Source organism: Rhodococcus spongiicola (assembly GCF_004011835.1).
Classification (GTDB): Bacteria; Actinomycetota; Actinomycetes; order Mycobacteriales; family Mycobacteriaceae; genus Prescottella; species Prescottella spongiicola.
On the sequence record NZ_RKLN01000002.1, the window covers coordinates 475,339 to 490,042 of the forward strand.

General features: G+C 68.4%; 10 protein-coding genes. All 10 read left to right on the plus strand.

Features of this window, described 5'->3' with window-relative positions; genetic code table 11:
• Nucleotides 1–53 precede the first annotated feature (53 nt).
• The 10 genes from EF834_RS06955 to ffh all read left to right on the plus strand — a co-directional run bounded on the left by EF834_RS06955 (nucleotide 54) and on the right by ffh (nucleotide 14,700).
• Nucleotides 54–1,496, plus strand: a complete 1,443-nt coding sequence (locus tag EF834_RS06955; protein ID WP_127946468.1) for an alanine/glycine:cation symporter family protein — start codon at nucleotides 54–56, stop codon at nucleotides 1,494–1,496.
• Nucleotides 1,489–1,923: an OsmC family protein gene (locus tag EF834_RS06960; RefSeq protein WP_127946469.1), complete on the plus strand. Its 435-nt coding sequence runs from the start codon at nucleotides 1,489–1,491 to the stop codon at nucleotides 1,921–1,923. Before EF834_RS06955 ends, EF834_RS06960 begins: the two co-directional genes overlap by 8 nt.
• Nucleotides 1,924–2,066: 143 nt before the next feature.
• Nucleotides 2,067–2,939 (plus strand): hypothetical protein, encoded by an 873-nt coding sequence (locus EF834_RS06965; RefSeq protein ID WP_206615194.1) that lies wholly within the window; start codon nucleotides 2,067–2,069, stop codon nucleotides 2,937–2,939.
• An 8-nt stretch (nucleotides 2,940–2,947) separates the two neighbouring features.
• A complete protein-coding gene (locus tag EF834_RS06970; RefSeq protein ID WP_127946470.1) occupies nucleotides 2,948–3,250 on the plus strand; it encodes an acylphosphatase in 303 nt (100 codons plus the stop codon).
• Between the two features lie 22 nt (nucleotides 3,251–3,272).
• A complete protein-coding gene (gene smc, locus EF834_RS06975) occupies nucleotides 3,273–6,881 on the plus strand; it encodes a chromosome segregation protein SMC (protein ID WP_127946471.1) in 3,609 nt (1,202 codons plus the stop codon).
• A 31-nt stretch (nucleotides 6,882–6,912) separates the two neighbouring features.
• A complete protein-coding gene (ftsY, locus tag EF834_RS06980) occupies nucleotides 6,913–8,466 on the plus strand; it encodes a signal recognition particle-docking protein FtsY (protein WP_127946472.1) in 1,554 nt (517 codons plus the stop codon).
• A 258-nt stretch (nucleotides 8,467–8,724) separates the two neighbouring features.
• Entirely contained in the window at nucleotides 8,725–10,104 is a 1,380-nt protein-coding gene (locus EF834_RS06985; RefSeq protein WP_206615195.1) for an ammonium transporter, read from the plus strand.
• A 4-nt stretch (nucleotides 10,105–10,108) separates the two neighbouring features.
• Complete coding sequence (locus tag EF834_RS06990) at nucleotides 10,109–10,447, plus strand: P-II family nitrogen regulator (protein WP_127946474.1); 339 nt, start codon at nucleotides 10,109–10,111, stop codon at nucleotides 10,445–10,447.
• On the plus strand, nucleotides 10,437–12,977 hold the full coding sequence (locus tag EF834_RS06995; protein ID WP_127946475.1) for a [protein-PII] uridylyltransferase: 2,541 nt from the start codon (nucleotides 10,437–10,439) through the stop codon (nucleotides 12,975–12,977). Before EF834_RS06990 ends, EF834_RS06995 begins: the two co-directional genes overlap by 11 nt.
• A 148-nt stretch (nucleotides 12,978–13,125) precedes the next feature.
• Nucleotides 13,126–14,700, plus strand: a complete 1,575-nt coding sequence (ffh, locus tag EF834_RS07000) for a signal recognition particle protein (protein ID WP_127946476.1) — start codon at nucleotides 13,126–13,128, stop codon at nucleotides 14,698–14,700.
• Nucleotides 14,701–14,704: the final 4 nt, after the last annotated feature.

A 14,704-nucleotide genomic window follows, 5' to 3' on the forward strand; every position in this document is an offset into this window, starting at 1 on the left:
TTGCACATATAGATGTGTTGCACATCACGTTCGTAAGGGTCCATGATCGAGCAATGGACGCGTCCATCGATGCTGTCACGAAAATCAACGATATCTACTGGTACGCCGTAATAGTGCTGCTCGTGGGCCTGGGCGTGTACTTCACGGTGTGGTCGCGGTTCGTGCAGTTTCGAATGATTCCCGACATGCTGCGCTCGATCGTCGAACGCGCCGAAACGCTCCCCGACGGCACCAAGGGCATCTCCGCATTCCGAGCGTTCTCCGTCTCGGCTGCCGCCCGCGTCGGCACCGGCAACATCGTCGGCGTCGGCATCGCGATCAGCGTGGGCGGGCCGGGTGCGGTGTTCTGGATGTGGGCGATGGCGGTGGTCGGTGCGGCGAGCGCCTTCATCGAGTCCACCCTCGCCCAGCTGTACAAGGTGCGTGACCGTGACGGATTCCGGGGTGGTCCCGCGTACTACATGCTGCACGGGCTGCGGCGACGCTGGATGGGCGCGATCTTCGCGGTCGTCATCACCCTCACCTACGGGTTCGCCTTCAACGCGGTTCAGGCCAATGCGATCGTGGACGCGGCTTCGGAGTCGATCGGGTTCGACGGGAGTGGTCCGGCCGCCGCCATCGGGCTGGTGGTTGCGGTGCTGGTCGCCGCCGTGATCTTCGGCGGAATACGGCGAATATCGGTGGTCGCGGAGATCCTCGTACCTCTGGTTGCGACCGCATACATCGTGCTCGGGTTGCTGGTCGTGGTGCTCAACATCGGTGAGGTGCCGGGCGTGTTGCAGTTGATCGTCGAGGACGCGTTCGGTATCCGCGAGGTGGTCAGCGGTGGATTCGGTGCGGCGTTGGTGTACGGGGTCCGCCGGGGCTTGTTCTCCAACGAGGCGGGCATGGGTTCTGCGCCGAATGCTGGTGCCACTGCTGCTGTTTCGCATCCGGTCAAGCAGGGTTTGGTCCAGAGCCTGGGCGTCTACTTCGACACCCTGGTGATCTGTTCGATCACGGCGATCATCATCTTGCTGTCCGACCCCGAGTACGGCACCCCGGCCGGTGCCTCGCTCACCCAGAACGCACTGGCAGTCGAACTCGGCGGCTGGACCGTGCATTTCCTCGCGATTGCCATCTTCTTTCTGGCCTTCACCTCGGTTATCGGCAACTACTACTACGGCGAGGTCAACGTCGAGTTCCTCACAGCTTCCCCGGGTGCCCTGCGGGGCTACCGGCTGCTCGTCGTGGCGTGCGTGTTCGGCGGCGCCGTCGGCTCGCTTCCGATCGTGTGGGAGCTGGCCGACCTCACCATGGGAGTGATGGCAACGGTCAACCTCCTGGCGTTGATGCCGCTGTCGGGTGTCGCCTTCGCGTTGTTCGCGCACTACTCGCGTCAGCGTGCGCAGGGCATCGATCCGGTATTCCATCGCGCCGATCTGCCGGAGATCCGCGGAGTGCAGCTGTGGGAGGAGACGGGCGCCGCGCATGGCAGGATGTCCGAACATGGCTGAACAGACTCCTGCACCCGCGCCCACCGAACTGTGGGTCGAGCGCACCGGCACTCGTCTCTACACCGGTCGCAGCTCACGCGGCGCCGAGGTGCGCATCGGATCGGAATCGGTCGAGGGCGTCTTCACGCCCGGCGAACTACTCAAGATCGCTCTGGCCGCGTGCTCGGGCATGAGTTCGGATTTCCCGCTGTCCCGGCGTCTCGGTGACGACTACGACGCGACCATTCGCGTCTCTGGCGCCGCGGACCGCGAGAACGAGCTGTACCCCCACCTCGAGGAGGTCCTCGAACTCGACCTCAGTGAACTCGATGCCGAGGCACAGGGACGGCTGGTCGCGTTGGTCGAGCGTTCGATCGACAAGGTGTGCACCGTCGGGCGCACTCTGAAGGCCGGCACGAACATCACCCTGAAGATCGAAACGGACTAGGCTTCCCTGTCTCCTTCTTGCTAGATTCTTTGGGCAAGAACGAAATTCGAGGTCACAGACCGTAGCGGAAGGGGGATCCCCGTGCGGATGCGGCGGAGTGCAGGAGCTGCGGGTGCGCTCGCGTTCGGGCGGCGATCGGGCTGGTGTCCGGCGCCCCGGCGGCCGCCGAGCTGTCCGTCGGCGCGAACCCGTGTCCTCAGTGGAGCGCGGTTACGGTCGCGGACGGCTACGGGATGCTCGAGAACCTCGCGTTCGATGGCCAGGGCTCGATGCTGCTGTCGGAGTCGGGGTTCGTGGGCCCCGGCGCGGTCCACACCCTCGACGCGTCCGGCGCCCGCGGCACCCTCGCCGAGAGTGTGAACGGACCGGGCGGCCTCGTCCTCACCGATGAGCACGCCTACTTCACCACAGGAAACTCTGCGCTCTCGGGCTTGCTCGGTATCGCCAACGGCACCGTCGACGCGGTGAACCTCGACACCGGCGACCGACGCACCCTCGCGTCCGATCTGGTGATGCCCAACGGCCTGACCAGGCTCGGCAACGGTGATCTGCTCACCACCCGCAATCTCGGAGCACCGGGCCTCACTCGGATACCGGCCGAGCGCCCTGGCTCACAGGAACTCGTGCGCGCCGATCTCGGCACCGTCAACGGCATCGCCACCGACGGCGACCGTGTGTTTCTGACCACCTCGTTCGATCCGCTGAGCGAGTTGAAGATCCTCTCGGCGACCGACCTGCACGGTCCGGTCCGGACGATCCCGCTGCCAGGGATCGGGCCGCTCAACGTCGCCGACGACCTGACAGTCGGTCCCGACGGCGCTGTCTACGTGGCCTACAACCTCCCCGGGAAGATACTGCGCGTGGACACCGTGACGGGCACCAGCTGTGAGATCGCGTCCGGTCTGACGCTGACCTCCGCAGTGAAGTTCGGGGCCGGTCCCGGGTGGGACGAAGCGTCGCTGTACGCAACGGGCTTCGACGGCACCGTCCGTCAGCTGACCCCGCCCGTCCGATAATGGAAGCCATGCACGACGAAGCCATACACGACTCTGGCGCAACCGAACGGCTCACGGCCTGGGTCCACGGCTACGTCCAAGGCGTCGGCTTCCGGTGGTGGACGCGCTCGCGCGCGCTCGAACTGGGACTGATCGGCCACGCGACCAACCACACCGACGGCCGGGTTCTCGTGATCGCGGAGGGCCCGCGCCATGCCCTCGAACGGCTTCTGGCTCTGCTGCGATCCGGGCGGACCCCCGGAAGTGTGACTCTCGTCGTCGAGCATTTCGACGCGGCGCGCGGGGGTCTCTCCGGGTTCGTCGAACGCTGAACCGCCGGTAGAGTCCACCGTCATGCACCTGAAGAGTCTGACGTTGAAAGGCTTCAAGTCCTTTGCGTCCGCAACGACTCTGCGCTTCGAGCCCGGGATCACCTGTGTCGTCGGGCCGAACGGCTCCGGCAAGTCGAACGTCGTCGACGCGCTCACCTGGGTGATGGGGGAGCAGGGTGCAAAGGCGCTGCGCGGCGGCAAGATGCAGGACGTGATCTTCGCGGGCACCGCGGGTCGGGCTGCGCTGGGCCGCGCGGAGGTGACACTCACGATCGACAACTCCGACGGCGCCCTGCCGATCGACTACTCGGAGGTCTCCATCACCCGGCGGATGTTCCGCGACGGCGCCGGCGAGTACGAGATCAACGGGAACTCCTGCCGGCTGATGGACGTGCAGGAACTGCTCAGCGACTCCGGTATCGGCCGCGAGATGCACGTGATCGTGGGGCAGGGCCAGCTGGCGGCGATTCTCGAATCGCGACCCGAGGAGCGCCGCGCATTCATCGAGGAAGCCGCCGGGGTGCTCAAGCACCGCAGGCGCAAGGAAAAGGCGGTTCGCAAGCTCGACTCGATGCAGGCCAACCTTGCCCGGCTCACCGACCTCACCGCGGAACTGCGCCGGCAGCTCAAGCCCCTCGGCAGACAGGCCGAGGTCGCGCGCCGCGCCCAGACCGTGCAGGCCGACCTGCGCGACGCGCGGCTGCGGCTGGCCGCCGACGACCTCGTGACCCGGCGCGCCGAACTCGAGAACCAGACGCACGACGAGAAGCTCGCCCGCCAGCAGCAGGAGGCGGTCCAGACCGCTCTCGACGCCGCGACCGCCGAACTCGGCGGGCACGAGCAGGCCTTGACTCGGCTCGCCCCCCAGGCCGAGGCGGCGAGCCAGACGTGGTTTCAGCTGTCGGCGCTCGCCGAACGAGTGAGCGCGACCATCCGCATCGCCCAGGAACGTGCGCGGCACCTCGAGACCGAGCCGGAGACCGGACGCGGGCAGGACCCGGACGAGATGGAGGCCCAGGCTGAGCGGATCGCGCAGGAGGAGGCCGAGCTGGTCGAGGCCGTCGAACTGGCCCGCGCGACGCTCGAGGCCGCCCGGGAGCAGCTCGCCGATCGGGAGGAGGCCGCCGCAGAGGCCGAGCGTGCACACCTGGCGGCGGTGCGCGCGGTCGCGGACCGGCGCGAGGGACTGGCCCGCCTCGCCGGCCAGATCGACACCCTGCGGACCCGCGCCGAGTCGGTGGACGCCGAGGTCGCGCGCCTCGACGTCGCGATCGAGGAGGCCCGGCAGCGTGGCGACGCGGCGCAGGCGGAGTTCGAGGCCGTCGAGGCCACGGTCGACGATCTCGATGCGGGCGAGGTCGGGCTCGACGGGCAACACGAACGAGCCGTTGCCACACTGAGTCTCGTCACGACGCGTGTCGAGGAACTGCAGCTCGCCGAGCGTGAGGCCGGCCAACAGGTCGCATCGCTGAAGGCCCGCATCGACGCGTTGTCGATCGGGCTCGAACGCAGGGACGGCGGCGCCTGGCTGCTCGAACATCACGGCGGTCGTGGCCTTGCCGGGCCGGTAGCCGAACTGCTGCGTGTCCAGCCCGGTTTCGAAGCGGCGGTCTCGGCCGTGCTGGGGCCGGCCGCCGATGCGATCGCCGCCGAGTCCGCCGCGGCAGCCACGGCGGCCGTCCAGGCACTCAAGGACGCCGACGAGGGACGGGCCTCGATCCTGTTCGGGATCGAAAAGTCCATGCCGGCAACGCGATCGGATCTTCCGAGTGGCGCCCGGTGGCTCGTCGACTTCGTCGACTGCCCCGACGGCGTACGCGGCGGGACGATCGCACTGCTGGACGGGGTCGCGGTGGTCGACTCGCTCGCAGACGGTCTGGCGCTGGTCCGGCAGGTGCCCTCGGTTCGTGCTGTGACGCGCGACGGCGACCTCATCGGCCCCGGGTGGATCGTCGGTGGATCCGACCGCCAGCCGAGCACGCTCGAGGTGCAGGCCGCGATCGACACGTCGGTAACGGGGCTCGAGGCAGCAGAACGCCATGCGGAGGAGCTGTCGGCAGCCCTTGCCGGAGCACTCGCCGAGCAGAAAGACCGGGCGGAGGTGGCCGAGCAGACCCTCGCCGCGCTCCACGAGTCCGATGCGAACATGTCCGCGGTCTACGAGCAGCTGGGCCGATTGGGTCACGTGGTGCGTATCGCACGGGAAGAATCCGAGCGTCTCCTCACTCAGCGCACGAAGGCCGAGACCGGACGGGCGGAGACCCTCGAATCGCTCGCGGAGCTCGAGGAGCGGCTGCGTCTGGCAGAGGACGAACAGTCCGGCGCCGACATGCCGGATTCAGTCGGCGCCGACGGCACCGACAACGACCGGGAACTCGCCGCCGCGGCTCTCGCGGAGGTGCGAGCCGTCGAGGTCGAGGCTCGGCTCGCGGTGCGGACGGCGGAAGAGCGTGCCGAATCAGTTCGCGGAAAGGCTGATTCGCTCCGGAGGGCGGCGCAGGCCGAACGAGAGGCGCGTGCGCGGGCGGAGCGAGCCCTGCGGGCCCGGCAGGCCGCCGCGGCCGTCGCTGCCGCTGTCGCCGAGGCCGGTGCGCGGGTAGCGGCGCGGCTCGACGGTGTGGTTGCGGCGGCCGTGGCGCATCGCGACGAGCTGACCCAGCTGCGTTCGGCGCACGCCGAGCAGGCCGAGGCCCTCAAGGAGCACGTCCGCGAGCTCACCGCTCAGATGTCGGTGCTCACCGACGCGGTCCACCGTGACGAGGTGGCGCGTGCCCAGGCCGCGCTGCGCATCGAACAGCTCGAGGAGATGATCCTCGACCAGTTCGCCATGGCACCCGACGATCTGATCGCCGAGTACGGCCCCGACGTCCCGCTGCCGCCGTCCGAGCTGGAGATCGCCGAGTACGAGCAGGCCCGAGACCGCGGTGAGCAGGTGGTGGCCCCCGCTCCGCAGCCGTACGACCGCGAAACGCAGGAGCGACGGGCCAAGCGGGCCGAGAAGGACCTGGCGACGCTCGGCAAGGTCAACCCGCTCGCGCTGGAGGAATTCGCCGCGCTCGAGGAGCGCTACAACTTCCTTTCCACTCAACTCGAGGACGTAAAGAACGCCCGACAGGATCTGCTCGGCGTGGTGGCGGACGTCGACGCGCGGATCCTGCAGCTGTTCACCGAGGCCTACGCCGACGTCGAGCGCGAATTCGTCGAGGTGTTCGCGACGCTGTTCCCCGGCGGTGAGGGTCGGCTCGTCCTCACCGACCCGTCGGACATGCTCACCACCGGCATCGACGTCGAGGCCCGACCACCCGGCAAGAAGGTCAAGCGCCTGTCGCTGCTGTCCGGTGGCGAGAAGTCGCTCACCGCGGTCGCGATGCTGGTCGCGATCTTCCGGGCCCGGCCATCGCCGTTCTACGTCATGGACGAGGTCGAGGCCGCCCTCGACGACACCAACCTGCGGCGACTGATCGGCCTGTTCGAGCAGCTGCGGGAGAAGTCACAGCTCATCGTGATCACGCACCAGAAGCCGACGATGGAGGTCGCCGACGCGCTGTACGGCGTCAGCATGCGCGGCGACGGCATCACCACCGTCATCTCGCAACGTTTGCGCGGTCAGGACCTGACGATGTCGGGCTGACCGGGCTCCCGGAGCCTGACAGGATGTTGGGGTGAGTACCGGAGCCTGGATAGCAATAGCGGCCGTGCTGGCCGTCCTGGTCGTTGCGCTCGTCGTCGGGATTACGTTGGCGCGGCGCCGACGGATCAGCCTCGCCGCTCCCGAGAAGCCCGAACTGACCGAGCCCAAGGACCGTTCGGGCGGTTATCAAGCCGGTGGAGGATTCAACTTCAGTCGGGGGCCGTCAGCCACCGCCCCGCCCGAGGTTCCCCCGGCCGCGCCCACGCCGCCCCCCACATCCCCTGCCGCGCCGCCGGTTCCGCCGGCTGCACCTACTGCTGAGCCTCCTACCGCGGAGCCGGAGCCGATCGCGCCCCCCGCCCCCGAGTCCGGGCCGACGGCGCCCCCCGCGGCCGAGCCGGGGCCGACGGCACCGCCCGCGCCTGAAGTGAAGCCGACCGCGCCGGTCACTGAGCCGGTCGCCGAGCCGAAGCCTGCTGCAGAACCTGAGCCAGTCGCGGAGCCCGAGGCACCTGCGGCTCCCGAGCCCGTCGCTCCTGAGCCAGTTGTAGAGGCCGAGCCAGTTGTAGAGGCCGAGCCAGTTGTAGAGGCGGAGCCGGTCGTCGCGCCCGAGGCCGCTGCTCCCGCTGAACCGGAGGCGCCTGCTCCCGCAATCGAGGAGATCGCGCCCACCGCCGGCCGCCTCGACCGGCTGCGGGGCCGCCTGTCGCGCTCGCAGAACGCGGTCGGCAAGAGCCTGCTCGGTCTTCTCGGCGGCGGCGACCTCGACGAGGATTCGTGGGAAGAGGTCGAGGACACCCTGCTGATCGCGGACATCGGCGCCGCAACCACCACCAAGATCGTCGAGCGCCTGCGCGAGGAGATGGCAGCGCGCGGCGTGCGAACCGAGGCCGAGGCGCGTGCCTTGCTGCGTGAGGTCCTGATAGACGAGCTGCGTCCGGACATGGATCGCTCGATCCACGCGCTACCGCATCCCGATCATCCTGCCGTGCTGCTGATCGTCGGGGTCAACGGCACCGGCAAGACCACCACCACCGGCAAGCTCGCCCGCGTCCTCGTCGCGGACGGGCGCCGTGTCCTGCTCGGCGCGGCCGACACGTTCCGCGCTGCCGCGGCCGACCAACTGCAAACGTGGGCCGAACGCGTCGGTGCCGAGGTGGTGCGCGGCAAGGAAGGCGGCGACCCCGCGGCAATCGCGTTCGACTCGGTCGCCAAGGGCATCGAGGACGGCATCGACGCGGTGGTCATCGACACCGCCGGCCGTCTGCACACCAAGACCGGCCTGATGGACGAGCTCGGCAAGGTCAAACGTGTGGTCGAGAAGAAGGCCGCCGTCGACGACGTGCTGCTGGTGCTCGACGCCACCGTTGGGCAGAACGGTCTCATGCAGGCCCGCGTGTTCGCGGAGGTCGTCGACATCACCGGCGTGGTGCTCACAAAGCTGGACGGCACCGCCAAGGGCGGGATCGTCTTCCAGGTCCAGCACGAACTCGGCGTGCCGGTCAAGCTCGTCGGTCTCGGTGAGGGCGCCGACGATCTCGCACCCTTCGAGCCGGAGGCGTTCGTGGACGCGTTGCTCGGCTGAGAGTTCTTCGCACGCTGCTGCCCGGTTCCGCGTTGCGGGGCCGGGCAGCGGTCGTGTTACGGCCAGGGCGCGGCAGTCTACTGAAAAGGGGCCGTGTCTACGTGTGATCGTGTCAGAAATCGTCGTTTGACGCCGAGTGGGAAACCGCGAAACCTGCGCGCAACACGATCGGCCCATCCGTTCACCTATCCGAAACTCGGCGAAACCACGGACGAAACACCACCTGAGCACTCTTTGTCCCCAGACATTCAAACTCTGATGAGGAGGCTCACCGTGGACTTTCCCACTCTCGGAGCCCCGGACACTGGGGATACCGCGTGGATGCTTATGGCAGCTGCGCTGGTGCTCTTGATGACGCCGGGCCTTGCGTTCTTCTACGGCGGCATGGTCCGCGCGAAGAGCGTGCTGAACATGATCATGATGAGCGTCGGCGCAATAGGCGTCGTCGGCGTGCTCTGGGCGCTGTTCGGCTACTCCATCGCCTTCGGTAACGACCTGGGCGGCGGGCTGATCGGGGATCCGACCGAGTTCTTCGGGCTGGGGGGCCTGTTCGGGGGCGACTACTGGGGCGAGACGGATGGGGCGGTCCCGGTCGTCGGTACTATTCCGGCGCTCGTGTTCGTCGCTTTCCAGGGAATGTTCGCGATCATCACCGTCGCCCTGATCTCGGGCGCGGTTGCTGACCGCATGAAGTACGGCGCCTGGCTGCTCTTCGCGGGCCTGTGGGCGACGGTCGTCTACTTCCCGGTCGCGCACTGGGTGTTCTCGTTCGACGGTTCCACGGCCGAGACCGGTGGTTGGATCGCCAACAAGCTCGAGGCGATCGACTTCGCCGGTGGCACCGCTGTGCACATCAACGCCGGTATCGCGGGTCTCGTGCTCGTGCTGATCATTGGTAACCGCCGCGGCTGGCCCAAGACGCCGTTCCGTCCGCACAACCTGCCGTTCGTGATGCTCGGTGCTGCGCTGCTGTGGTTCGGCTGGTTCGGGTTCAACGCCGGTTCGGCAGTCGGCTCCAACGGAGCCACGGGTGCCGCGTTCCTCACCACCGTCGTCGCGACCGCTGCCGCGCTGCTGGCCTGGCTGCTGGTGGAGAAGATTCGTGACGGTCACGCCACCACCCTCGGTGGCGCGTCGGGCATCGTCGCCGGTCTGGTCGCCATCACCCCGGCCGCCGCCTCGGTGGACGTCTTCGGCGCCATTTTCATCGGTGTCGCTTCCGGTGTGCTGTGCGCCCTCGCTGTCGGCCTCAAGTACCGCTTCGGCTACGACGACTCGCTGGACGTCGTCGGCGTCCACCTCGTCGGTGGCATCGTGGGCACCATGCTGGTCGGTCTGGTCGCCACCGACGCCGCACCGACGGGTATCAACGGACTGTTCTACGGCGGCGGATTCGACCAGCTGTGGCGTCAGGCTGCCGGCGCGGCTGCCGTACTTGTGTACTCGCTTGTTGCTACGGCCATCATCGCGCTTATCGTGAAGGCCACGATCGGATTGCGGGTGCCCGCTGAGGACGAGGATCGCGGCGTGGACGAGACCGAGCACGCCGAGACCGCTTACGACTTCGTCGCGCACTCTGGCAGCCCGGTCCAGGGCCGCACGCCTGCGCCCGCCACTGTAGCCACCAGGGAGGCATGAGGTTATGAAGCTGATCACCGCAATCGTCAAGCCGTTCACGCTCGAGGACGTCAAGACCGGGCTCGAACAGGCCGGTGTCCTCGGGATGACGGTCAGCGAGGTCCAGGGTTACGGGCGGCAAAAGGGCCACACCGAGGTCTACCGCGGCGCTGAGTACTCGGTCGACTTCGTGCCCAAGGTGCGCGTCGAGGTCGTCGTGGACGACTCCGTGGTCGACAAGGTCGTCGAGGTGATCATCGAGGCCTCCCGCACCGGAAAGATCGGTGACGGAAAGGTCTGGGTCACGCCGGTCGAGTCCGTTATCCGGGTTCGCACCGGGGAGCGGGGAGCGGATGCGATCTGACCCTCACGGGTCCGGCTTCGACGGCCCCGATCCAGCTGCCGGTATGGCGGCCGGGTCGGGGCCGTCCGGCTCTCAAGGCCCCGACGCGTACCACCCCGCCGACGCCCGGGATCTCGCGCGGGCCCGCGAACGGCTGCTCGCGGGAGGCACCCGGCACCATCGCCTCGACGCTGCCTCGCTGCGGCAGGCGCTGGTCGATCTGTACGAGTTCTGGCTCACCAGGAAAGGCAACGAGCTCGGTATCGAACCCGATTCCGGATTCGCCATCGTCGCCGTCGGCGGGCTCGCCCGAAGCGAGATGCTGCCGTACTCGGATCTGGATCTGATCCTGCTGCACGACGACGTCGAGCCGGCGAAGGTCGCGAAAGTGGCCGATCAGCTGTGGTACCCGTTGTGGGACGCAAACATCAAACTCGACCACAGCGTGCGGACGGTGCCGCAGGCCCTGCAGGTCGCGGCCTCCGACCTCACCGCCGCCCTCGGCATGCTCGAGGCTCGGCACATCGTCGGCGACGCCGAGCTGAGCGACCTGCTCATCGGCGGCGTTCGTCGGCAGTGGCGCACCGGGATCCCTTCCCGCTTCGACGAACTCGTCGAGCAAGCTGAGGCGCGCTGGGCGCGCAGCGGGCAGATCGCGCATCGCGCCGAACCCGACCTCAAGAACGGGCGCGGCGGTCTGCGCGATGTCCAACTCCTCAACGCCCTGTCCATCGCTCAGCTCACCGACGGGATGCCCGGCCTGGGACCGGACACCCCCGGCGGCGGGCTGGCGCTGGCACACAGGCGCCTGCTCGACGTCCGCACCGAATTGCACCGGGTGGCCCGTCGCTCGCGCGACCAGCTGCGGGCACAGGATGCCGACGAGATCGGGGCCGCGCTGCGCATCGGTGACCGGTTCGACCTGGCTCGCACACTGAGTGACAGCGCTCGCACGATCGGGTACTCGGTCGACGTCGGTCTGCGCACCGCGAGTAATGCGTTGCCGCGGCGAGGGCTGTCGGTACTGCGGCGGGTGCCGATCCGCCGGCCGATCGACGAGGGGGTCGTCGAGCAGTCGGGTGAACTCGTCCTTGCGCGTGATGCGCAGCCAAAACGAGACCCGGGGTTGGTGGTGCGGGTAGCGGCCGCGTCAGCGTCGACGGGGCTGCCGATCTCCGCGTCGACGCTGGGGCGGTTGGCGGACAGCGCACCCGAGCTTCGCGAGCCCTGGCCGAAGAGCGCGCTCGGTGACCTCCTGGTGTTGCTCGGCTCCGGGCAGCGTGCGATTCCGACGATCGAGGCCCTCGACCGGACCGGGTTGTGGGGTCGACTGCTGCCCGAATGGGGGGCGGTACGGGACCTGCCGCCACGCGACGCCGTCCACACCTGGACCGTCGACCGCCACCTCGTCGAGACCGTTGCACAGGCGGGCGCGCTCACGACCAGCGTTGCGCGACCGGACCTGCTGATGCTCGGTGCTCTCCTGCACGACATCGGCAAGGGTCGCGACGGCGATCACAGCGTCGTCGGAGCCGAGCTGGCCGCGCAGATCGGGGCTCGTCTGGGCTTGTGGCCATCCGACATCGAATTGCTGACCGGCATGGTGCGGCACCACCTGTTGCTGGTGCACACTGCGACCCGCCGCGACCTCGACGATCAGGCGACCGTCGAAATGGTCGTCGAAGCGCTCGGCGGCGATCCCGCACTGCTCGAACTGCTGCAGGCTCTTTCCGAGGCGGACTCGCTCGCCACGGGCCCCGGGGTGTGGGGCGACTGGAAGTCATCGCTCATCGGGGAACTGGTGCGCAAGTGCAGGCTCCAGATGGCGGGGGAGCCGCTGCCAGTGCCGGAACCGATCGACCCGGCGCTCGTGACGGTGGCGGAGGCCGGTGGGATTCACGTAACCCTTCACCCGGGAACCTCGGCTCACACCTACGTGGTGACGATCGTCGCACCCGACACGCCCGGACTGCTGTCGCACGAGGCGGGGGTACTGGCCCTCAACTCGCTGCGGGTGCTGTCTGCTTCGGTGGGTCACTACGAAGACTCGGCGATCAACTCGTTCGTCGTGTCCCCGCGGTTCGGTTCGCCGCCGCAGGCCGGGCTGCTGCGTCAGGAACTAATCCGGGCGATTGCCGGGGAGATCGACGTCCTCGGCCAGCTCGACTCGAAGGAGCGGGATGCGCGTGAGCAGCAGGCGCTCGATGACAGCGCCGTTGCGGGCGTGCCCGTCCAGTACGCGCAGGCTCCGCCGCGGGTCATCTGGCTCGACCCCACCGAGGGCGGGGCCGCCGAACCGGGCGAGGTGATCGTGGAACTGCGCGTAGAGGACCGGCTGGGCCTGCTGAGCCGACTGTCCCGGGTCTTCGAACGGCACGGCGCGGACGTACGCTGGGCGAAGGTGAGCACGCTCGGTTCCTCGGTGGTGGACGCATTCTGCATCCGGTTGGCCGACGGCGACACTCCTGCCCGCCGGGAACAACTCTCGCGGGCGATCCTGGCCGTCGTGCCTGCCCCGGAGCCGAAGAAGCGCGACGCAGAGCCTGCATGACGCAGAGCCCAGGTGAAGGAGGCGGTGGGCCATGAACAACACGGCCCACCGCGCCGGCCCGGGTTGCCCCGCGGCCGCACCGAATCGAACGGTTACCCTGGTCGAAGAAATATCCACGGCCTTCGCATAGAGCTCAGGAGCGCATTCGGTGTTCGAATCCCTTTCCGACCGGTTGACCGGAGCCCTCAAGGATCTGCGTGGCAAGGGTCGACTCTCCGGAGCCGACATCGATGCCACCTGCCGCGAGATCCGTCTCGCGCTCCTCGAGGCCGACGTCGCGCTCCCCGTCGTTCGTACCTTCATCGCGAAGATCAAGGAACGCGCGAAGGGCGCGGAGGTCTCGGGGGCACTCAACCCCGCGCAGCAGGTCGTCAAGATCGTCAACGAGGAGCTCATCGGCATCCTCGGTGGCGAGACGCGGCGCCTGCAGTTCGCGAAGACCCCGCCGACGGTGATCATGCTGGCCGGTCTGCAGGGTTCCGGTAAAACCACCCTCGCCGGCAAGCTCGCCAAGTGGCTCAAGGACCAGGGGCACACCCCGCTCCTCGTGGCGTGTGACCTCCAGCGTCCCGGCGCCGTCAACCAGCTGCAGATCGTCGGTGAGCGCGCGGGTGCGGCCGTGTTTGCGCCGCACCCCGGCACCTCGGTCGGTGGCGGCGAGAACCCGCTGGGCATCTCGGCCGCCGACCCCATCGAGGTGGCGCGTGCCGGCGTCGAGGAGGCGCGTGCCAAGCAGTACGACGTCGTCGTCGTCGATACCGCCGGCCGCCTCGGTATCGACGCCGACCTGATGGCCCAGGCCGCGGGCATCCGGGACGCCGTCCAGCCCGACGAGACGCTCTTCGTGCTCGACGCGATGATCGGTCAGGATGCCGTCAGCACCGCGGAGGCGTTCCGCGCCGGCGTGGGTTTCACCGGCGTCGTGCTCACCAAGCTCGACGGCGATGCCCGCGGTGGCGCGGCGCTCAGCGTCCGCGAGGTCACCGGCGAGCCGATCCTGTTCGCGTCGACCGGTGAGAAGCTCGAGGACTTCGACGTCTTCCACCCGGACCGTATGTCCAGCCGCATCCTCGGCATGGGCGACGTGCTCACGCTCATCGAGCAGGCCGAGCAGGTGTTCGACGCCAAGCAGGCGGAAGCTACGGCGACGAAGATCGGTTCGGGGGAGTTGACCCTCGAGGATTTCCTCGAGCAGATGATGGCTGTGCGCCGCATGGGTCCGATCGGCAACTTGCTCGGCATGCTTCCGGGCGCCGGTCAGATGAAGGACGCGCTCACGAACGTCGACGAGAAGCATCTCGACCGCATCCAGGCGATCATCCGCGGTATGACACCTGAGGAGCGCGCGAACCCGAAGATCATCAACGGCTCGCGCCGCCTGCGCATCGCGAACGGTTCGGGTGTCAAGGTCTCGGACGTCAACCAGCTCGTCGACCGCTTCTTCGAGGCCCGCAAGATGATGGCCGCGATGGCCGGGCGGATGGGGATGCCCGGCGCCCGCAAGCAGATGCGCGGCAAGAAGGGCAAGAAAGGCAAGAAGGGCGGCAAGGGGCCGACCCCGCCGAAGGTCAAGGGCGGATTCCCAGGCGGTCTGCCCGCGGGGATGCCCGGCGGGATGCCGGCCGGTTTCCCGGACCTCTCGAAGATGCCGAAGGGTCTCGACCAGCTGCCCCCGGGGCTCGAGGACTTCGACCTGTCGCAGCTCAAGCTCCCCAAGAAGTAACCCG